The sequence below is a fragment of the Leifsonia araucanica genome (genome assembly GCF_051161895.1).
GTDB lineage: Bacteria > Actinomycetota > Actinomycetes > Actinomycetales > Microbacteriaceae > Leifsonia.
Window position 1 is genome coordinate 3,288,147 of sequence record NZ_JBMBTW010000002.1, and the last position, 19,588, is coordinate 3,307,734.

General features: G+C 70.1%; 14 protein-coding genes and 1 pseudogene. 7 read left to right on the forward strand and 8 right to left on the reverse strand.

Features of this window, described 5'->3' with window-relative positions; genetic code table 11:
• Nucleotides 1-5: 5 nt before the first annotated feature.
• Nucleotides 6-1,466: a cardiolipin synthase gene (gene cls / locus ACN6M5_RS15915; protein WP_434951314.1), complete on the reverse strand. Its 1,461-nt coding sequence runs from the start codon at nt 1,464-1,466 to the stop codon at nt 6-8.
• 154 nt (nt 1,467-1,620) lie between these two features.
• Between cls and ACN6M5_RS15920 the strand changes: the two genes are divergently transcribed.
• Both ACN6M5_RS15920 and ACN6M5_RS15925 read left to right on the forward strand, forming a co-directional pair.
• Nucleotides 1,621-3,363 (forward strand): cell wall-binding repeat-containing protein, encoded by a 1,743-nt coding sequence (locus tag ACN6M5_RS15920; RefSeq protein ID WP_434951316.1) that lies wholly within the window; start codon nt 1,621-1,623, stop codon nt 3,361-3,363.
• Nucleotides 3,364-3,393: 30 nt separating this feature from the next.
• Nucleotides 3,394-4,038 (forward strand): annotated as a pseudogene (locus ACN6M5_RS15925) (NADPH-dependent F420 reductase); the annotation flags it as partial.
• Between the two features lie 24 nt (nt 4,039-4,062).
• Here the strand turns inward: ACN6M5_RS15925 and ACN6M5_RS15930 are convergent.
• A complete protein-coding gene (locus tag ACN6M5_RS15930; RefSeq protein ID WP_434951319.1) occupies nt 4,063-5,934 on the reverse strand; it encodes an alkyl/aryl-sulfatase in 1,872 nt (623 codons plus the stop codon).
• Between the two features lie 155 nt (nt 5,935-6,089).
• Between ACN6M5_RS15930 and ACN6M5_RS15935 the strand changes: the two genes are divergently transcribed.
• The 3 genes from ACN6M5_RS15935 (at nt 6,090) to ACN6M5_RS15945 (ending at nt 9,894) form a co-directional block, all read left to right on the forward strand.
• Nucleotides 6,090-7,508: an ATP-binding protein gene (locus tag ACN6M5_RS15935; protein ID WP_434951321.1), complete on the forward strand. Its 1,419-nt coding sequence runs from the start codon at nt 6,090-6,092 to the stop codon at nt 7,506-7,508.
• Between the two features lie 12 nt (nt 7,509-7,520).
• A complete protein-coding gene (locus ACN6M5_RS15940; protein ID WP_434951323.1) occupies nt 7,521-8,606 on the forward strand; it encodes a hypothetical protein in 1,086 nt (361 codons plus the stop codon).
• 175 nt (nt 8,607-8,781) lie between these two features.
• Nucleotides 8,782-9,894, forward strand: coding sequence for a fatty acid desaturase family protein (locus tag ACN6M5_RS15945; RefSeq protein ID WP_085370680.1), 1,113 nt, complete (start codon nt 8,782-8,784; stop codon nt 9,892-9,894).
• A 220-nt stretch (nt 9,895-10,114) separates the two neighbouring features.
• On the opposite strand, the gene ACN6M5_RS15950 is transcribed toward ACN6M5_RS15945, so the two are convergent.
• Nucleotides 10,115-10,456, reverse strand: a complete 342-nt coding sequence (locus ACN6M5_RS15950) for a YciI family protein (protein WP_434951326.1) — start codon at nt 10,454-10,456, stop codon at nt 10,115-10,117.
• Between the two features lie 166 nt (nt 10,457-10,622).
• Here ACN6M5_RS15950 and ACN6M5_RS15955 point away from each other — a divergent pair, with 166 nt between their 5' ends.
• Nucleotides 10,623-11,354 carry a hypothetical protein gene (locus ACN6M5_RS15955; RefSeq protein ID WP_434951328.1) on the forward strand — a complete coding sequence of 244 codons (732 nt, stop codon included), beginning with the start codon at nt 10,623-10,625 and terminating at the stop codon, nt 11,352-11,354.
• Between the two features lie 30 nt (nt 11,355-11,384).
• Here ACN6M5_RS15955 and ACN6M5_RS15960 read toward each other — a convergent pair whose 3' ends face one another.
• From ACN6M5_RS15960 to ACN6M5_RS15970, 3 genes are all read right to left on the reverse strand, one after another.
• Entirely contained in the window at nt 11,385-12,395 is a 1,011-nt protein-coding gene (locus tag ACN6M5_RS15960) for a PHP domain-containing protein (RefSeq protein WP_434951330.1), read from the reverse strand.
• A gap of 8 nt (nt 12,396-12,403) precedes the next feature.
• On the reverse strand, nt 12,404-13,837 hold the full coding sequence (locus tag ACN6M5_RS15965; protein WP_434951333.1) for an MFS transporter: 1,434 nt from the start codon (nt 13,835-13,837) through the stop codon (nt 12,404-12,406).
• A gap of 106 nt (nt 13,838-13,943) precedes the next feature.
• The gene (locus ACN6M5_RS15970; RefSeq protein ID WP_168688522.1) at nt 13,944-14,507 is read right to left on the reverse strand and encodes a TetR/AcrR family transcriptional regulator; all 564 of its coding nucleotides are present in this window, start codon (nt 14,505-14,507) and stop codon (nt 13,944-13,946) included.
• Between the two features lie 98 nt (nt 14,508-14,605).
• Here ACN6M5_RS15970 and acs point away from each other — a divergent pair, with 98 nt between their 5' ends.
• Complete coding sequence (acs, locus tag ACN6M5_RS15975; protein WP_434951337.1) at nt 14,606-16,594, forward strand: acetate--CoA ligase; 1,989 nt, start codon at nt 14,606-14,608, stop codon at nt 16,592-16,594.
• Between the two features lie 2 nt (nt 16,595-16,596).
• Here acs and ACN6M5_RS15980 read toward each other — a convergent pair whose 3' ends face one another.
• Both ACN6M5_RS15980 and glgX read right to left on the reverse strand, forming a co-directional pair.
• Nucleotides 16,597-17,466 carry a serine/threonine-protein kinase gene (locus tag ACN6M5_RS15980; RefSeq protein WP_434951339.1) on the reverse strand — a complete coding sequence of 290 codons (870 nt, stop codon included), beginning with the start codon at nt 17,464-17,466 and terminating at the stop codon, nt 16,597-16,599.
• Nucleotides 17,466-19,505, reverse strand: coding sequence for a glycogen debranching protein GlgX (gene glgX / locus ACN6M5_RS15985; protein WP_085370674.1), 2,040 nt, complete (start codon nt 19,503-19,505; stop codon nt 17,466-17,468). Before glgX ends, ACN6M5_RS15980 begins: the two co-directional genes overlap by 1 nt.
• Nucleotides 19,506-19,588: the final 83 nt, after the last annotated feature.

Here is a 19,588-nt window from a genome sequence, read left to right on the forward strand (position 1 = left end):
TTCGCCTACTGCAGAGCCGAGGTGAGCCGGGCTGCGTTGTCCGCGATGCGGCCGAGCACCGGGCGGGCGCGCCACTCCGTCAGGGACAGCTCGCTGCTCTGCGCCCGGTAGTGGTCCTCGACGGCGCGCAGCCTGTCGACCGCCTCCCGGCCGTGCACCAGCACGGACACCTCCATGTTGAGGCTGAACGACCGGATGTCCATGTTGCTCGACCCGATGATGGCCACGTCGTCGTCGATCGAGAAGTGCTTGGAGTGCAGCACCGTCGGCGACCGGTACAGGTAGACGCGCACGCCGGAGCGCAGCAGCGCCTCGTAGTAGGAACGCTGTGCGTGGTAGACGAGGGCCTGGTCGCCCACCTCGGACGCGAACAGCTCCACCTCCACGCCCCGGGCCGCCGCCGTGGCGAGCGCGAGCATGATCGACTCCTCCGGCACGAAGTACGGGCTGGTGATGCTGATGCGCCGCTCCGCCTTGTGCAGCAGGGCCGCGAACAGTTTCAGGTTGTTCTCCGCGTCGAAGCTGGGCCCGCTCGGCAGCACCTGCACGTCGAAACGCCGGCCGTCCGCCGCTGCGCCGAGCGTCACCGGCGTCTCGTCGATCGGCAGCAGCTCCCTGCTCTCACTGAACCAGTCGGTGACGAACACCGCGTCTAGCTCCCGCACGGCCGGACCTTCGATCCTGACCATCAGCTCCAGCCAGTGCAGCCCGCGGGAGAGGTTCTTCCGCTTGTTGTACGAGGCGTCGACGAGGTTCTGCGACCCGGTGAAGCCGACCAGCCCGTCCACCACGACCAGCTTGCGGTGGTTGCGCAGATCGGGGCGCTGCCACTGGCCGCGCAGAGGGCGGAGGGGGAGCATCCCGTGCCAGTGGATGCGGTGCGCGGCCAGGAACCGCATGGTCGCCTTCCTGCCGGGGTTCATGAACCCGGCGAGGTGGTCGGAGAGCACGCGCACGTCGACGCCGCGCTCGGCAGCGCGGGCGAGCGCGTCGAAGAACGGCCGGGTGGTGTCGTCGAGCACGAGGATGTAGAACTCGACGTGCACGAACCGCTGCGCCCTGTCGATTTCGGCGATCATGGCGTCGAACGATCCGATGTAGTCCTCGATGAGGTCGACGGTGTTGCCTCCGACCATCGGCAGGGCGCCGAGCCGCTCCGTCATGGCGACGATGCCGGGAAGCCAGTCCGGCCACTCGTCGCGGTGACCGACCGCAGCCAGACTGGGGACGCGCTCGCGCATCCGAGCGGTGACGAACGCCTGGTCCGCCCTGCGCCGGGGAGGAAGCGTGGTGCGCCCGACCAGCAGGAACGCGACCAGCGCGAGCACGGGCAGGAACACGACCGCGAGCAGCCAGGCGATGGCGGCGGACGGCCGCCGGTTCGCGGACACCACCACGGCGGCGAGGATCACCAGCACGCCGTGCGCGATCAGCAGCAGGATCGCCAGCACCTCGCCGTCCATCATGCGGCGTCGGTGAGGGAGGAGCTGGGGATCACAGCACGGAGCCTAGCGCCCGTCGATCCCCACGACTGGGGTGATGCGATGGTCGGTGGCCGTCGATAGCGTGTGGCGTACCCGAACCGAGTCATCGCGACTCGCCTCCACCCGAAGGAAAGCTGTGAGACGCTCGATCCTCGCGGCGGCCGTGCTGGCCGTCGTCGCCTCCGTCTGCGGTTCCGTCGTCGTCGCTCTGCCGGCGACCGCCGCGTCCGCCACCGGCAGTGCCGTGCTCGCCGGCCTGCCGGTCGCCGCGCCCGTGCAGACCACCACGTACAACCGGAGCCTGTTCCCCACCTGGGTCGACGCCGACCACGACGGCTGCGACACGCGCTCCGAAGTGCTGCAGGCGCAGACCACGGTCGCCGTCACGTTCACGACGGCCACCGGATGCACGGTCGCCACTGGCAGCTGGAACTCCTGGTACGACGCCCAGACCTGGACGCTCGCCTCCGATGTCGACATCGACCACCTGGTCCCGCTGAAAGAAGCGTGGATCTCCGGCGCCTGGGCGTGGACGACCGCGCAGCGGCAGGACTACGCCAACGATCTGAGCATCCCGTACGCGCTGCAGGCGGTCACGGACAACGTCAACCAGTCGAAGAGCGACAAGGACCCGGCGGCGTGGATGCCACCCGTGGCTGGCGTCGCCTGCCAGTACGCGCAGGACTGGGTGCTGGTGAAGTACAAGTGGGGTCTGGCGATCGACCCCGCCGAGCAGGCGAAGCTGGCCTCGATCTTCACGACAGGTGGATGCGGTGCGCAGCCGCTCACCCTGCCCGCCACGGCGACCACGTCCAGCGGTGCGGGCGTGCAGCGCATCGCGGGCTCCGACCGGTTCGGCACCTCCGTCGCGATCTCGCAGAGCGGGTTCCCGACCGGCGCAGGGGTCGCATACCTCGCCACGGGCACGAACTACGCGGACGCCCTCTCCGCTGCTCCGGCCGCTGCCGCGCAGGGCGGTCCGCTGCTGCTGACCACGCCGGGCGGCCTCCCCGCCTCGGTGGCCTCCGAACTCGCCCGACTGAAGCCGGCGCGCATCGTGATCGTCGGCGGGACCTCCGTGGTCTCTTCGGCGGTCGAGCGGCAGGCGCACAGCTACGCGCCGCAGGTGGACAGGATCGCGGGAGACGACCGGTTCGCCACCTCGCGGGCGGTCAGCGCCGCGGCGTTCCCGAGCGCGGCGACCGCCTTCATCGCGACCGGCCGCAACTTCCCCGACGCGCTCTCCGCTGCAGCAGCGGCAGGCGCATCCGGATCGCCGGTGGTGCTCGTCGACGGCGCTGCCGGGGCGGCCGACGGAGCGACCGTCTCGCTGCTGCGCGGGATGCACGTGACCTCCATCGTCCTCGCGGGCGGCACGAGCGCGGTGAGCGGAGGGATCGCGTCGTCGCTCGGCTCGGTGGGGTCGGTGACCAGGCTGTCCGGCGGCGACCGCTACGAGACCTCGAACGCGATCAACCAGGCGCGGTTCCCGTCCGCATCCCGGGTGTACTTCGCGACGGGAACGAACTTCGCCGACGCGCTCGCCGGTGCAGCGCTGGCCGGGCGCGACGGCTCCCCGCTGTTCGTGGTGCCGTCCGGATGCCTTCCGCCGAGCACGGCCGCGACGATCGCGACATACGGAGCGGTCGGCCGGGTGCTGCTCGGCGGACCGAACGCACTGAGCAACGCGGTCGGCGCAGGAACCGTCTGCGCGCCGCCGCCCCCGCCTCCCGCGCCGCCGGCGCCTCCCGTGCCGCCTGCGCCTCCTGCGCCTCCCGCCGGAGCCACCGCCCTGTGCAATGACGGCACGTACTCCTACGCCGCGCATCACCAGGGAGCGTGCTCGCATCACGGTGGCGTCGCCATCTTCTACAAGTAGGAATTCCCCGGCCCCGGTGACGTTGTACGCGGCATGACCAACGTAGGAATCATCGGGGCCGGGCACATCGGCACCGCACTTGCACGCACGTTCATCGAGCACGGGTACACCGTCACCATCGCGAACTCGCGCGGGCCGGAGACGCTCGCAGAGCTCGTCGCCGACCTCGGCCCGTCAGCCACGGCTGCGACCGCCGCAGAGGCCGGTGCCGCCGGGGACTTCGTGGTGGTGACCGTGCCGCTCAAGGCTCTCGCGGACATCCCGGTCGAGCCGCTTGCGGGCAAGATCGTCATCGACACGAACAACTACTACTTCGAGCGTGACGGCCACATCCCGGCCCTCGACGACGGCACGGCCACCGTGTCCGGGCTGCTGCAGGAGCACCTGCCGGAGTCCAGGGTCGCCAAGGGGTTCAACCACATCGGCGCTCGCGACATCCAGGGCAGCGGCTCGCCCGCCGGCACCCCGAACCGTCGCGCCCTCGCCACCGCGAGCGACTTCGACGACGCGGCCGCCCTCGTCACCTCGATCTACGACGAGTTCGGCTACGACACCGTCAACGTCGGACCGCTGTCGGAGAGCTGGCGCGTCGAGCGCGACCGCCCCGCGTACGTCGTCCGCCAGAACCGCGAGGAGCTCGAAGCCAACCTCGCCAAGGCTCCGCGCACCATCTGATCGCCGACGCCCGCACGCCGACTCTCACGGGGTGACGATGGCGAAGTCCGGATCTCCTGTCGACAGGACGGCGAGGAGGGCAGGCAGCGTCCCGGCGTCGCCGCTCACGGTGACGCCGGGGGAGGCGCTGTCCCCTCCGAGCAACCCGATCAGCCGCGCCTTCGTGACGGTGAGCGTCGTGGGGGCGGTGCCGTCCGCCGGTCGCTTCCGGTAGACGAGCACGCCGTTCTTGAGCGTCACGCGGTAGGTGGCGTCGAGGTCGGTGAACGTGATGTCGAACGCCAGGTCCAGATCCCAGGCCTTCGGGCCGTCGACGGAGAGCGCGATCGAGTCGAGCAGCTGCTCGGCGGTGAGCTGGGCCACGATCGCGGGCGCCGACGTCTCCGTCGGCGTGCCGAAGGCGCCCTCGCGCAGCTCCGTCGCCCCGGACAGGAAGAAGTTGCGCCAGGTGCCGTTCTCCGCGCCGTACGCCAGCTGTTCCAGCGTGTCGGCGTAGAGGGCGCGCGCCGCGGCGTGCTCGGCGTCCGTGAACACGGCGTGGTCGAGCAGGGTCGCCGCCCAGCGGAAGTCGCCGGAGTCGAACGCCTCCTGCGCGAGCGTGACCACCCTGTCGACGCCGCCCAGCGCATCCACGTAGCGTTTCGCCTGCTCGACAGGGGGATGCGGCCACAGCCTCGCGGGGTTGCCGTCGAACCAGCCCATGTATCGCTGGTAGATCGCCTTCACGTTGTGGCTGACCGAGCCGTAGTAGCCGTGCGTGTTCCACGCCTTCTCGAGCGCAGGCGGCAACTGGATCGTCTCGGCGATCTCCGCCCCGGTGTATCCGTGGTTGATCATCCGGAGCGTCTGATCGTGCAGGTAGGCGTAGAGGTCGCGCTGGGTGGAAAGGAACCGGATCACGTTCTCCGTGCCCCAGGTGGGCCAGTGGTGGGAGGCGAACGCCACGTCGGTGCGGTCTCCGAACGTGTCGACGGCCTCCGTGAGGTATTCGGACCAGACGTGCGGGTCGCGCACCAGAGCTCCGCGCAGCGTCAGCAGGTTGTGCAGGTTGTGGGTGGCGTTCTCGGCCATGCAGAGCGCCCGGCGCTGCGGGAAGTAGAAGTGCATCTCCGACGGTGCCTCGGTGCCGGGCGCCATCTGGAACTCGATCTCGACCCCGTCGACCGTGTGCTTCTCCCCGGTCTCCGTGATGAACAGCGTCGGCACGATCATCCCGACCTCACCAGAGGAGGTGGTCTGCCCGAGCCCGGCCCCCACCTGTCCGAGCGGGCCGCGGGCGAGGACAGCGCCGTACATGTACCCCGCCCTGCGGCTCATCGCCGTTCCGGCGTAGACGTTCTCCGCGACGGCGTGCTCCACGAACCCTTCCGGGGCGATCACCTGGATGCGCCCGGCCTCCACATCCTCCACCGACGCCACCCCGAACACCCCGCCGAAGTGGTCGACATGGCTGTGCGAGAAGATGACGGCGACGACGGGGCGGTCTCCGCGATTCGCCCGGTACAGGCCGAGGGCGGCAGCGGCGGTCTCGGTGGAGATGAGCGGGTCGATCACGATCACGCCGGTGTCGCCCTCCACGAACGTGATGTTCGACAGGTCGAGCCCGCGCACCTGGTAGATGCCGTCCGTCACCTCGTAGAGGCCCTGGCGGGCGACGAGCTGCGACTGCCGCCACAGGCTCGGGTTGACGCTGGTGGGCGCGTCGCCGGCGAGGAAGGAGTAGCTGTCGTTGTCCCACACCACCCGCCCGTCCTGCGCTTTCACCACCCCGGGTTCGAGGGCGGCGACGAAACCGCGGTCGGCGTCCGCGAAGTCGTCCGTATCGTCGAACGGCAGTGAGTCGAGCAGGTCGCGATGTGCGGCTTCGACGGTCGGTGTCGGCGGCTTCTGGTCCATCTCCGGTCCCCTTCGCTCGCGGTCCCACCCGACGGCGGGCCATCACGCCCGACTATCCTCCGGGTCATCGGAGGCTGTCTAGTACTGAGATTCGACCCTTGCCTACTGAGATTCGACCCTTGCCGCGGGTGCACCCGCGGTCATACCCTGACCACGTGACCTCGGCGCCCGATGGTGTTGCAACGTCGCTCGACGGACGACAGTTCCGGTTCAGGACCCCCGTCGAGACGCCGTTCGTGCCCGGCGGGTTCGTGACGTTGCGCGACGGAGGCGCCGCGGGCGGCGCGGCAGAGGCCCGCGAACAGCTCGGGCAGGTCGACGACCTCGACTTCGACGGCGACGACACGCTCGCGGGCACTGGCAAGCTGCTGGGGGAGCGCAGAGCGGACGGCAGCCTCGACACCGGGGCGACGCATCCCTTCGCCTGGGCGGCCGTGGATGCGGCGGACGACGAGGCGGTCGAGCTCGTCTTCCGCGCGGCGAGGGCCACCCTCGACGTCGGATCGCTGATCGGCGTCGACAACGTGCGGGCCAGGCTGCTCACCCACCGGTTCAACCGCCACACCTTCTGGTGCGGGCAGAGCGGGTCGGGCAAGACGTACGCGCTCGGCGTGCTGCTCGAACAGCTGCTCGTCGACACCGAGCTGCCGATGGTGATCTTCGACCCGAACGGCGACTTCGTGCGGCTTCGCGAGCTGCGCACCGTCGTCGACACGGAGGCGGAGCGCACGCTCGCCGGGAAGGACATCCGGGTGCTGCGGCCCGGCGACAGCGAGAACCCGCTGCTCGCGCGGTTCATCGACTTCCCGATGCGGTCGAAGGCGGCCGTGCTGCGCCTCGACCCGATCGAGGACAGGGCGGAGTACAACGCACTCGTCCACCTCGACGTGCGCGAGGAGGCCAGGCGGCCGGAGGGCATCGTCCCCGCGCTCCTCGCCTCGGGGGACCCGGCGGCGGAGGCTCTCGGCCGCCGCATCGAGAACCTGCGCCTGATCGACTGGGAGGTCTGGGCGGAGGGGCGGGATTCGGTCACCGACATCCTCGACACCCGGCCGGATGCGACCGTGCTCGACCTGGGCGGGTTCGCGTACCCGGACGAGCACCTGGTGGTCGCGCTCGCCGTGCTCGACGACCTCTGGGCCAAACGGGAGTCGCGGCGGCCGCTCCTCATCGTCATCGACGAGGCGCACAACCTCTGCTCGCCGGACGACGACCGGCCGCTGCAGCGCGCGGTGCGCGAACGGATCATCCAGATCGCGGCGGAGGGACGCAAATTCGGCCTGTGGCTGCTGCTGTCGACGCAGCGGCCGTCGAAGGTGCACCCGAACATCGTCTCCCAGTGCGACAACCTCGCCCTGATGCGGATGAGCTCACCGCTCGACCTGGAGGAGCTCGGCACGATCTTCGGCTTCGCGCCGCCGTCGCTGCTCGCGCACGCGCCCAGCTTCCGGCAGGGCGAGGCGCTGCTGGCCGGGGGATTCGCGCCGGCGCCGATGCTCGTGAAGGTGCGGGACAGGCTCACGGAGGAGGGCGGCGCCGACGTGCGCGTGCCCCTGCGGAATCCGGCCGGCTAGGGTCGGGGAACCGTGACGACCCAGGAAGTGACCGCCGAGGCGCCGGCGCGGGGCGCGCATCCACTGTCCCGTGTGCTGCGGAGGCCGGTGGGCAGCGTCGAGTCCGTCGAGTCGTCTGCGCTTCTCATCGGGGCCGCGGTCTTCGTCGTCGGCGGAATCGTCGCGCTGTTCGTGTTCTGGGACAGGGACCTGCCCATCTCCGGCCGCGGCTCGATCGGCGAGTTCGCCGCGATCGGCGGCGCCGTGACCGCCGCCGTGGTGTTCGCGCTCGGGCGCATCCTGATCGACGTGGTTCCGCACCGGGATGCGGGAGCGCGCCCACCGCTGCGCCTGGCCGTGTTCGACGTGGTGGCGCTCGCCGTGGCGGTCGGGCTGATCGCGCTGCTCGCCTGGACGGCCATCTCGGACGTGGTGGAGCGCAGCTTCCAGGGCGCCGTGGTGTTCACACTGCCGGGCGCTGTGCTGGCCGGGGTCTCGCTGGCCCTCACCGCCTACGTCGTGTTCCTGACCGCCGTGCAGCTGACGTCGATGCTGCTCTCGCTCGTGCTCGCGGTCTTCCTGGTGGTCGGCGTGTTCACGAGCATGCTGAGTTCGTCCGACCCGCTCTGGTGGCAGAAGAACCTGTCGGCGCTCGGGATGACGGACGACCTCTCCGCCTTCGCGTTCAACCTGACGCTGATCGTGGCCGGAGCGATCGTCGTGATCATCGCGCGGGTGGCGACGGCGGGCATCCCGACCCCGGATGACGCGAGTCGCAGGGGCCGCGACCTCGTGCGGTGGGCGTTCGTGCTGATCGGAGTGTTCCTCGGGTGCGTCGGCGTGTTTCCCGTCGACCGGTTCTTCGTGCTGCACAACACCGTCGCATCCGGAATGGCCGTCGTGTTCGCCGCCCTCGTGATCGGGTTGCGCTGGTGGGTGCCCGCGATGCCGCGCGTGTTCCTGCTGCTCGGCTACGTGTACGTGGGCGTGGTGGTGGTGCTCGCCGTGTTCTTCGCCGTCGGCTACTACAACCTCACCGCGGTCGAGCTCGTGGCGGCCATCCTCATCTTCAGCTGGATCATCCTGTTCCTGCGGAACACCGCCGCGAGATACCCGTAACTGTCGCGTATCCCGGGCGTTTTGCGACAGTTGCCGGCATCTCGCGAAAACCGAGGCTGGGGATTTGCCCGGGTCGCGCCGGGCTCCCAGGGAGTGCGGGATATGGTGGGGCCATCCGGGCGAGCAGCCCACCCCCATATTGGCTGGGAAGTCGATCCAACCGAACGGCCCGCATATGGTTTCGCTCGCCCCTACCGCCGCACCCCGGGCATCCACGCTCGGCCCGATTCGCCGCACCGGCCCCCGCATCGAAGCGGCGCCCCCGGTCACCCAGAGCTTCAAGATCCTGCTGAACACCGTCCGCGACCAGGGCCTGCTGCGCAGGGCGAAGCTGTTCTACGCTCTCGTCGCCGGCGCTCTCGTCCTCGCCCTCGGCGGAGCGGTCGCCGGGATGATCCTGCTCGGAGACAGCTGGTTCCAGCTGCTCATCGCGGCAGCCCTCGGCCTGATCTTCACGCAGTTCGCGTTCCTCGCCCACGAGGCGTCGCACCGTCAGATCGCCGCATCCGGCCCCACGAACGACCGCCTCGGCAGGATGCTCGCCACCCTGGTCGTCGGCATCAGCTACTCGTGGTGGATGACGAAGCACACCCGTCACCACGCCAACCCCAACACCATCGGCAAAGACCCGGACATCGAGGTCGACACCATCTCGTTCGTCGAGGAGGACGCCGCGAAGCGCACCGGGTTCCTCGCCTTCATCACCAGGAAGCAGGGCTACCTGTTCTTCCCGCTGCTGCTGCTCGAGGGCTTCAACCTGCACGGCCGCTCGTTCGGCACCCTGTTCCAGCGCGGCAAGGTGGATGGGCGCGGCAAGGAGTTCGCGTTCCTCGCGATCCGTTTCAGCCTCTACTTCGGCGCCATCTTCTGGCTGCTGCCGCTCGGGATGGCGTTCGCCTTCATCGGCGTGCAGCTCGCCGTCTTCGGCCTGTACATGGGTGCGAGCTTCGCCCCGAACCACAAGGGCATGCCGCTGATCGCCCCGGGCGTGAAGGTCGACTTCCTCAGCCGCCAGGTGCTCACCTCCCGCAACGTGGTCGGCTTCGGCATGACCGGTCTGCTGGGCGGCCTGAACTACCAGGTCGAGCACCACCTGTTCCCGAGCATGGCCAGGCCGCACCTGCGCAAGGCCGCCGCCATCGTGCGCGAGCACTGCCAGACCGAGAACATCCCGTACACCGAGACCTCGCTGATGAACTCGTACGGCATCGTCATCGAATACCTCAACCGCGTCGGCCTGTCCGCGCGCGACCCGTTCGACTGCCCCGCCGCCGCCTCGATGCGCTGACGCCGCTGTGCGCTGACGCGGCCGTGCGCTGACGCCCTCGCGGCTGTCCCCCGAAGAGTGGACATGCGCTCTGCACAGAGCGGTCTACCGTATGGAGTGATCGCCGGATGGCAGGCCGGACCGTATTCGGGACGGACGGCAGAACTGCACTCCCGGTTTGTGGCGGCGGCGCGAGCTTTCGGGTAGCGAGCGCCGCCGCCGATCTCGTCCCCGGATGCGGCTACGCCCCGAGCGCCCGCACCTCGACCGGCGCGAAGCGCGCTTCGACGAACCGCGCCGCCAGCTCGACCGCCCTGTCGATGCCGTAGACGTCGACCAGGTAGTAGCCGCCGACGAACTCCTTGCTCTCGGTGAACGGCCCGTCGGTGACGTGCACGCCGTGAGCGTCGGTCCTCACGACCCGCGCGTCCGTCACGCTGAGCTCTTGGGTATCGACCAGCTCGCCGCTCGCCGTCAGCTCGCGCTGGAGCTCCTGGTGCGCCCGCTCGAACTCGTCTTTCAGGTCTGCCTCCATCCTGGTCACGAACTCGTCGGTGTTGTAGATCGTCAGCAGATACTTCATCGTCGTCTCCTTATCGGCTCTGTCTCCTTCACGTCGAACGGGGTGCGGCCGATTCGACATCTGGTGAGCGGTCCTTCCCAGAATGTACGCACGCTCAGGCGCGCGGCCCATCGATTCCGCGGATCCCGGTGACCTTTCCGCGAGCCTTTGCTACCCTCGAACGGGTATGCAGTCCGCATCCACCAGCCCCCGCAGTCATGGCCGCCGCTCGGCGGAACGCCGTGCTGCCCTGCGCACACCGGGGCCGAGGGTGCCCGTGCACCACAGGATCGGCGTGACGCTCGCCGTCCTGGCGCTCATCACCGGCTTCTCGATCGTGCCGACGGATGCCGCCCTCGCGGCGACTCTGGCTGCCCCGGTCAGCACCGTCGCCCCCGGCACGGATGCGCCGGATCACACCCCCGCGCAGCGCATCGACGTGGATGCGACCATCGCCGCTCCGGTCGTCGCCCGCGACCAGCTCTCCGCGACCGACGGCGTGCAGACCCTCAGCAACAACGGCACGAACGCCGACTGGGCGAAGCTCGTCCTGATGTTCGGCGGGTGGCCGCAGACCGACGCGAACGTGCAGGTGATGCTGCGCTGGATGCGCCAGGAGAACGGTCCTCCCGACTGGTGGAACCGCAACAACCCGCTGAACAACGGCTACGGCTCCGGCGGAGGGGCTGGTCTCGGCAGCTATCCGGACCTCACCACCGCCGCAGAGTACGCGGCGAAGAACCTGCAGCGCGGTTACCCGGGCATCGTCGCGGGCCTCACGGCCGGCACCTCCGCCGACGCGACCGCAGCGGCCATCTGGGCGTCTCCGTGGGCCACCAGCCACTACGGCAACGGCTCCCACTGGAGCACCGCCCCCGTGCAGCTGGTCAAGGCGCCCGCCTCCGCCTGGGGCAACTGACCCCGGGCCCTGACCCCCGGTCCGCCTCGCCTATTTGGCGGCGAGCCACTCCCGGAGACGGGGGAGCGGCCAGGTGGTGACGATGCGGTCGGCGGGGACGCCGTTGGCGGCGGCGCGGGCTGCTCCGTACGCCAGGAAGTCGAGCTGGCCGGGAGCGTGGGCGTCGGTGTCGATGCTGAACACGCATCCGGCCGCCAGGGCCAGCTGGATGAGGTCGTCTGGCGGGTCCTGCCGTTCCGGCCGCGAGTTGATCTCCACCGCGACGTCGTTCTCCGCGCACGCGGCGAACACCCGCTCCGCGTCGAACTCCGACGGCGGCCGCGTGCCGCGCGAGCCGGAGACCAGCCGCCCCGTGCAGTGCCCGAGCACGTTGGTGTGCGGGTCGCGGATGCCGCCGAGCATCCTGGCGGTCATCGTCGCCCTGTCCGAGCGCAGCTTGGAGTGCACGCTCGCGACGACCACGTCGAGCCTGCCGAGCAGCTCGGGCGTCTGATCGAGCTCTCCGCTCTCCAGGATGTCCACCTCGATCCCGGTGAGCAGCTGCACGCTCCCGGTGTCGAGCGCCGCGATCACGTCGAGCTGTTCGGCGAGACGTTCGGCACTCAGCCCGTTGGCGACGGTGAGGGTGGGCGAGTGGTCGGTGATCGCCTGGTACTCGCGGCCGAGCGTCGCGGCCGCCGCGGCCATCGCCTCGATCGGCGTCGTGCCGTCCGACCACTCGGTGTGCGCGTGCAGGTCTCCGCGCAGCGCCGCCCGCAGCTCGTCGCCGCCCTCGGCCAGTGGATGCGCGTTCTTCTCGCGCAGATCGGCCAGGTAGTCCGGCACCTGTCCGTCCACCGCCTGCGAGATCACCTGGAAGGTGCGGTCGCCGATGCCCTTCGTGCGCTTCAGCCGCCCGTCCGCCACGCGGTCCCGCAGCTCGTCGGCGCTGAGCGGGGCGATGGTGCCCGCCGCCCTCCGGAAGGCCTGCACCTTGAACGTGGGGGCGAGTTCCCGTTCTAGCCAGAAGGCGATCTCGTTCAGGGCGTCGACAGCATCCATGGAGACCATCATGCTCCCGTTCGGCGCTGACGCAGCAGGACGACGACGACCGCGCCGATGATCGCGAGGACGGCGGTCCCGACGAACAGCAGGGAGAAGCCGTCGGAGACCGCGGTGGCCGCAGGGTCGCCGGCGCTGAGTCCCGCCGTGGTGCGGGCGGCCGCCACGCTGCCGAGGACCGCCAGACCAAGCGCCCCTCCGATCTGCTGGCTGGTGTTGACGAGCCCGCTCGCGAGTCCGGAGTCCTGGGCGGTTGCGCCGTCGACCGCGAGCTGCGTGGCCGTGATGAAGCCTGCTCCCAGCCCGGCGCCGATCAGGATGCTCGGGCCGAGGAGCCCGCCCACGAACGAGGCGTGCGGTCCTGCTGCGGCGAGCCAGAGCATCCCGCCGGCGAAGACCACGAGGGCGGCCACGAGGGTCGGCCGCAGTCCGAGCTTGGCGATCAGGGCCGGCACGACGGCGGCGATCACAACGAGCGACCCGGCGAGGGGGAGCTGGCTGATCCCCGCGGTGAGGGCGTCGTAGCCGAGCACCTCCTGCAGGTAGACGGAGAGGGCGAAGAAGAGCGCTGTCGTCGCGCCGCCGGCGAGGAGCATGACGACGTTGCCGGTGGCTGCGTCCCTGTTGCGGAAGAACGCGAACGGCACCAGCGGATGTGCAGCGCGCCGTTCGACCAGCACGAACGCGGCCAGGAGGGCGAGCGCGGCGGCCGATGTGCCGAGGGTGACCGGGTTCGCCCAGCCGAGCTGACCGGCGAAGCTGAGTGCGGCGACGAGCGCGGTGAGCCCTGCGGTGATCGTGGCCGCCCCCGCGATGTCCATGCGCTGGCGGTCACCGGCAGGATCGCGACCGACCAGGAACGGGATGGCGACGAGCACCACGACGCCCACCGGCACGTTCACGAAGAACACGGCCTGCCAGCCGAGCAGCGCGGTGAGCACGCCGCCGAGGAGCACGCCGGCGGCGCTCCCGATCCCGGCGACGGCGCCCCAGACGCCGAGGGCCTTCGCGCGGTCCCGTCCGGTGACGAACAGCTGGGTGACCAGCGCGAGGGAGGCCGGTGCGAGCAGTGCGGCGGATGCGCCCTGGACGGCGCGGGCCGCCAGCAGCATCCCGCCGTTCACCGAGAGCCCGGCGATGGCGGACGCGACCACGAAGCCGGCGACGCCGATCAGGAAGACGCGGCGGTGGCCGTAGCGGTCGGCGAGTCGCCCACCGAGCAGGAGGAGTCCGCCGAAGGGCAGCACGTATGCGGTGATGACCCACGCGAGCGCGGCGGTGTCGAGGTGGAGCTGCGTGCCCAGTGCCGGGAGGGCGATGTTCACGATGGAGGCGTCGAGCACGACGAGGAACTGGGCGAGGGCGAGCACGCCGAGCGCCCACCAGCGATGCGCGCTGCGGGTGGCGGCCGGGGCGCCGACAGTGGTGGATTCGAGGGACATGAGCGATTCCTTCCGATAGTGAGTGACTGATCAGTCACTCTTCTGGGTGTGAAAAACGGATGGTGCGATGAGAAGTGTGAGAAGAAGGGGAGCGGGGAAGGGGCGGCTACGGGTGCCGGATGCCTGCGGTGAGGATGCGGGCCCAGTCGGACGAGTCGCTCTCGATCCCGGCGGTCACGATGAGGTGGCACAGCTGCCCGAAGGCGATGAAGCGCTGCACCTCGTCGTCCGTCGCGCCGGAGCGCGTCTTGGTGAAGCGGGTGATCCTGGCCATGCCCCGCCGCAGGGCCGCGCCGATCTCCGGCTCTGCTGCTGCCGACTGGGCGTGAACCTGGAGCATGAGCAGCGAGCGGTCCGCGATGAGCTCCGCGTACGCGTCGCCCATTGTGTAGAGGATGTCGGAGGGCGACTGGCTCGCGCTCGCCGCCGCGCCCGTGTCGAGGGCGTCCTCGATGCGGTCGAAGCAGCGATCCAGGGCGGCCACGAACAGCTTCTCCTTGCCGGGGAACAGCTTGAACACGTATGCGGGGGAGATCCGGGCATGCTCGGCGACCGCCGAGATCGGGGTGCCGAGGTAGCCGGACGCCCCGAACACGTCGATGGCGCTGGCGATCACGGTCTCGCGCCGTTCTTCGGCGGTCGAGAGGGTGGAGCGCGAGGAGGAGGACATGTGAGTGACTGTACACTCACTCCTTGCGCGCGGTCAAGCGTTACGTCCCCTTACGCCGCGCAGCGCCCGGCCGCGGCCCCCGCCGCTAGCGTCGGAGGGTGAGCTCCACCATCGAGAACCTCGGCCGCGAGACCCGCCTCTATCCGCCGACCGACGCGTTCGCGGCGCAGGCGAACGTGGGGGCGGATGCGTTCGACGACGCCAGCGACCCCGTCGCGTTCTGGGAGCGTCAGGCCGCGCGGCTGGACTGGGCGGAGCCGTGGCACACCGCTCACACCTGGGAGCCCGCGACCGCCGGCACGGACGGCGAGCTGAGCATCCCGCGCGCCGAGTGGTTCGCGGGCGGCCGGCTGAACGCCGCCGTCAACTGCGTCGACCGGCACGTGGACGCCGGCAACGGGGACAGGGTCGCCATCCACTTCGTCGGGGAGCCGGGCGACACGGAGACCATCACATACGCCGAGCTGCAGCGCCGGGTCGCGAAGGCGGCCAACGCGCTCACGGCCCTCGGCATCGGGCAGGGCGACCGGGTGGTCGTCTACCTGCCGGTGATCCCGGAGACCATCGTCATCACGCTCGCCATCGCGCGCGTCGGCGCCATCCACTCCCTCGTGTTCGGCGGGTTCTCGGCGGAGGCGCTGCGCTTCCGGGTGGAGGACACCGGTGCGAAGCTGCTCGTCACCTCCGACGGCCAGTTCCGCCGAGGCACCGCGGTTCCGGTGAAGGCCAACGCCGACGCGGCCGTCGCGGGGGCCAACGCCGTCGAGCACGTGCTCGTGGTGCGCCGCACCGGCGACCTGACCCCGGACATCCCGTGGCAGGAGGGCCGCGATGTCTGGTGGCACGAGATCGTGGATGCGGCGCCGGAGACCCACGAGCCGGAGTTCTTCGACGCGGAGACGCCGCTGTTCATCATCTACACCTCCGGCACGACCGGCACGCCGAAGGGCGTCGTGCACACGACGGGCGGCTACCTCACCCAGGCGTCGTGGAGCCACTGGGCGCTGTTCGACGCCAAGGAGTCCGACGTGTACTGGTGCACGGCCGACCTCGCCTGGGTGACGGCGCACACCTACGTGCTCTACGGTCCGTTCTCCAACGGAGCCACCTCCGTCATCTACGAGGGGACGCCGAACACCCCGCATCCCGGGCGGCACTTCGAGATCATCGAGCGCTACGGGGTCACCACGTATTACACGGCGCCGACGCTCATCCGGACGTTCATGACCTGGTTCCCCGATGGACTGGGCGACGGCTGGGAGCTGTCGAGCATCCGGCTGCTCGGCACGGTCGGCGAGGCCATCAACCCCGAGGCGTGGGTGTGGTTCAGGGAGCAGCTCGGTGCGGGAAGCGCTCCCGTGGTCGACACCTGGTGGCAGTCGGAGTCCGGCTCCGCCATCGTCGCGCCGCTGCCCGGCGTGACCGCGCTTAAACCCGGATCGGCGACCACGGCCGTGCCCGGCGTGACGGTGCGTGTCGTGGACGAGAACGGCGTGGACGTCCCGCGCGGCTCCGGCGGCTCCATCGTGATCGACGGCACCTGGCCGTCGATGGCGCGCACGGTGTGGGGCAACCCGGAGCGCTACCGGGACTCGTACTGGGCCACGTTCGCCGAGCACGGCTACTTCCTCGCCGGTGACGGCGCCGCCGTGGACGAGGACGGCTACATCTGGCTGCTCGGCCGCCTGGACGACGTCATCAACGTGTCAGGGCACCGCCTGTCGACGATCGAGATCGAGTCGGCGCTGGTCGCGCATCCCCAGGTCGGAGAGGCCGCCGTCGTCGGCGTCGACGACGCGACCACCGGCCAGGCCGTCGCCGCGTTCGTCGTGCCGAGCGGCCAGGCGTCCACCGAGCAGCCGCCCAGCGGGCAGGTGCTGCGCGATCAGGTGACGCGGGAGATCGGCGCCATCGCGAAGCCGCGTCACATCGTCATCGTCCCCGACCTCCCCAAGACCCGCTCGGGCAAGATCATGCGCAGGCTCCTCGTCGACCTCTTCGACGGACGCCCTCTCGGTGACACCACGTCCCTCCAGGACGAGACCGTGCCCCACACCATCCGCGGCCTGCTCCAGAACCGGGTCTGAAGCTAGTCGCGCGAAACCCCAGCGGAGGCGTGAACACCGTCGGACTCGATGACCGCGTCGCGGAATGCGGCGGTGAGCGTTGCGAACGGCGGCCGGGCGAGGGGGTCGCGCGCGGTCATGGCCGTCAGCAGCGCCGTCCACTGGCCGGGCAGGTCGCTCGGGATGGGCGGGTCGGTCCGCAGCCGCGCCAGGGCGGACTCCACGGCGGAGCCGGGGAAGGTGACCGTGCGCGTGAAGCACTCCAGCAGCACGAGGCCGAGCGAGTACACGTCGCTGGCCGGGGTGGCGTGCTCGCGCGACGCCTGCTCCGGACTCAGGTAGGCGGCCGTGCCGGTCGTCGTGCCGTTCTCGTCCGGCTCCGGCCCGACGATCCCGCTGGCGATGCCGAAGTCGGTGATGCGCGCCCGTGCGCGGAACGTCGTGGTGCCGTAGGACACCAGCATGATGTTCGACGGCTTGATGTCGCGGTGCACCACCCCGTTGGCGTGCACGTATTCGAGCGCCTCTGACACGTCGTAGGCGATCTCGGCGATCTCCCGCTCGGCGAGGGTGCGCTCCACGATCGCGGTCTGCAGGTCGGTCCCCGACACCAGCTCCATCACCAGGAACGGCCGGGGGTCGTCGAGCGCCGAGTAGTCGACGCCGGCGTCGATCAGGGACACGATGCCGTGGTGGCTGAGCCGCGCGAGCGCCGCCTGCTCCCTGCGGTACTGCAGCATCTCCTCCTCGCCGCCGGAGCGGTAGACCTTGATGGCGACCTCGCGGTCGAGGAGCTCGTCCGTCGCGCGGAACACCCGTGCCTCCCCGCCCCTGCCGATGAGGGTGTGCGGCCGGTACCGGCCGAGGAGGGCGGGCACTTCGTGCTCGGACATCAGCCAGCCCGCGAACGCAGCAGCGCGAACGAGGTCTCGCCCACAATCAGGGACTCCGGATGCTCGACCGCGAGCTCGAGGTCGCTCGACAACTCCAGCTCCCATGCCCCTCCGTCGGTCTCCGGGAGTGCGAAGTCGACGCCGTTCTCCGACGCGTTGAGCAGCAGCAGGAAGCTGTCCGACCCGGCGTGGCGCAGCTCGAACGCGATCGACTTGGCGTCCGCGTCCTCCCAGTCCTCGTCCGAGAACGGCTCGCCGTCGGCACGCACGATGTGCACCGTGTCCGTCGCGCCCGTCTCCGGCGCCTGCCGGTACCAGTCAGGACGCAGAGCCGGCTCCGCCCTGCGCAACCGGATGAGCGCGGTGGTGAAGTCGCGCAGCTCGGTGTCCGCGTCCTCCCAGTGGAACCAGGAGATCTCGTTGTCCTGGCAGTACGCGTTGTTGTTGCCCTGCTGGGTGCGCCCCAGCTCGTCGCCCCCGAGGACCATCGGCACGCCGGCGGAGAGCAGAACGGTGGCGAGGAAGTTCTTCCGCTGGCGTGTGCGCCTGGCGGTGATCTCCGGGTCGTCCGTCGGGCCTTCCACACCGTTGTTGCATGAGCGGTTGTCGGATTCGCCGTCGGCGTTGTCCTCGCCGTTCGCCTCGTTGTGCTTCTCGTCGTAGCTGGTGAGGTCGGCGAGGGTGAAGCCGTCGTGGGCGGTGACGAAGTTGACGCTGGACAGCGGGGAGCGGCGGGAGTCCTCGTAGACGTCCGGGCTGCCGAGCACGCGCTGCGAGAGCGTCGCGAGCATCCCGTCCGTGCCGCGCCAGTAATCGCGCACGTCGTCGCGGAACTTCCCGTTCCACTCCGACCAGCCGGCGGGGAACCCGCCCACCTGGTAGCCGGCGGTGTCCCACGGCTCCGCGATCAGCTTGACCGTCGCGAGGGTGGGGTCCTGCTGCACGAGGGTGAGGAACGCGCTGTGCAGGCTGGCGTCTCCACCCTGCCGGGTGAGGGTGGTCGCGAGGTCGAAGCGGAACCCGTCGACGTGCATCTCGGTGACCCAGTAGCGCAGCGAGTCCATGATCAGCTGCAGCGCGGCGGGGTGGCTGACGTTCACGCTGTTGCCGGTGCCCGTCGTGTCGAAGTAGTGCGCAGCGTCGTCTTCGACGAGCCGGTAATACGCGGGGTTGTCGATGCCTTTGAAGCTGAGGGTCGGGCCGAGGTCGTTGCCCTCGGCGGTGTGGTTGTAGACCACATCGAGGATCACTTCGAGGCCGGCAGCGTGCAGCGCCTTGACCATGCCCTTGAACTCGTCCACCTGCTGGCCGGCGTCGCCGGAGGCGGCGTACTCGCCGTGCGGGGCGAAGAACCCGATCGTGTTGTATCCCCAGTAGTTGCGCAGCCCCTTCTCCTGGAGGTGCGCATCCTGCAGGAACTGATGCACGGGCATCAGCTCGACGGCGGTGACGCCGAGCGAGGTCAGCTTGTCGATGGCGGCGGGATGCGCCAGCCCGGCGTACGTGCCGCGCGCGTCCTCCGGCACCTCGTCGAGCAGCTTGGTGAAGCCCTTCACGTGCGTCTCGTAGACGACCGTCTCGGAGAGCGGGGTCGCCGGCGGCCGGTCGTCTCCCCAGTCGAACGAGTTCGGGTCGATGACGACGGACAGGGCGACGTGCCCCGCTCCGTCGGTCTCGTCGAGCTGGTCCGGGTCGTCCAGGCTGTGCCCGAACACCGCCTGACCGGTGTCGAACGCGCCGGTGACCGCGCGGGCGTGCGGGTCGAGCAGCACCTTCTTGTCGTTGAAGCGGAGCCCGTTCTCCGGGTCCCACGGGCCGGAGACCCGCAGCCCGTACTTCGTGCCCGGCGTGAGCCCCGGCACGATGCCGTGGAAGACGTGCGCCGTGCGCTTGGTCAGCTCGGTCCTGGTCTCCGTGCCGTCGTCGGCGAAGACGCAGACGTACACGGCGTCTGCGTGCTCGCTGTAGACCGCCACGTTGGCGCCGCCATCGACCAGGGTGACCCCCAGCGGATACCGACGGGATGCCTGCTCGGTCATGCGCGTCCCGCTCGATATTCCGTTGTGTTCATGCCAGCCTCGCCTCGTGGTGAATCGTTAGATTATCTAGACATCGTCGCCTG

Bases quoted from the DNA above. Each gene is read 5' to 3' on its own strand.
- cls (WP_434951314.1), bottom strand. From the start codon at position 1,466: ATGATGGACGGCGAGGTGCTGGCGATCCTGCTGCTGATCGCGCACGGC.
- ACN6M5_RS15930 (WP_434951319.1), bottom strand. From the start codon at position 5,934: ATGGACCAGAAGCCGCCGACACCGACCGTCGAAGCCGCACATCGCGAC.
- ACN6M5_RS15945 (WP_085370680.1), top strand. From the start codon at position 8,782: ATGGTTTCGCTCGCCCCTACCGCCGCACCCCGGGCATCCACGCTCGGC.
- ACN6M5_RS15950 (WP_434951326.1), bottom strand. From the start codon at position 10,456: ATGAAGTATCTGCTGACGATCTACAACACCGACGAGTTCGTGACCAGG.
- ACN6M5_RS15955 (WP_434951328.1), top strand. From the start codon at position 10,623: ATGCAGTCCGCATCCACCAGCCCCCGCAGTCATGGCCGCCGCTCGGCG.
- ACN6M5_RS15960 (WP_434951330.1), bottom strand. From the start codon at position 12,395: ATGGATGCTGTCGACGCCCTGAACGAGATCGCCTTCTGGCTAGAACGG.
- ACN6M5_RS15965 (WP_434951333.1), bottom strand. From the start codon at position 13,837: ATGTCCCTCGAATCCACCACTGTCGGCGCCCCGGCCGCCACCCGCAGC.
- ACN6M5_RS15970 (WP_168688522.1), bottom strand. From the start codon at position 14,507: ATGTCCTCCTCCTCGCGCTCCACCCTCTCGACCGCCGAAGAACGGCGC.
- ACN6M5_RS15980 (WP_434951339.1), bottom strand. From the start codon at position 17,466: ATGTCCGAGCACGAAGTGCCCGCCCTCCTCGGCCGGTACCGGCCGCAC.
- glgX (WP_085370674.1), bottom strand. From the start codon at position 19,505: ATGACCGAGCAGGCATCCCGTCGGTATCCGCTGGGGGTCACCCTGGTC.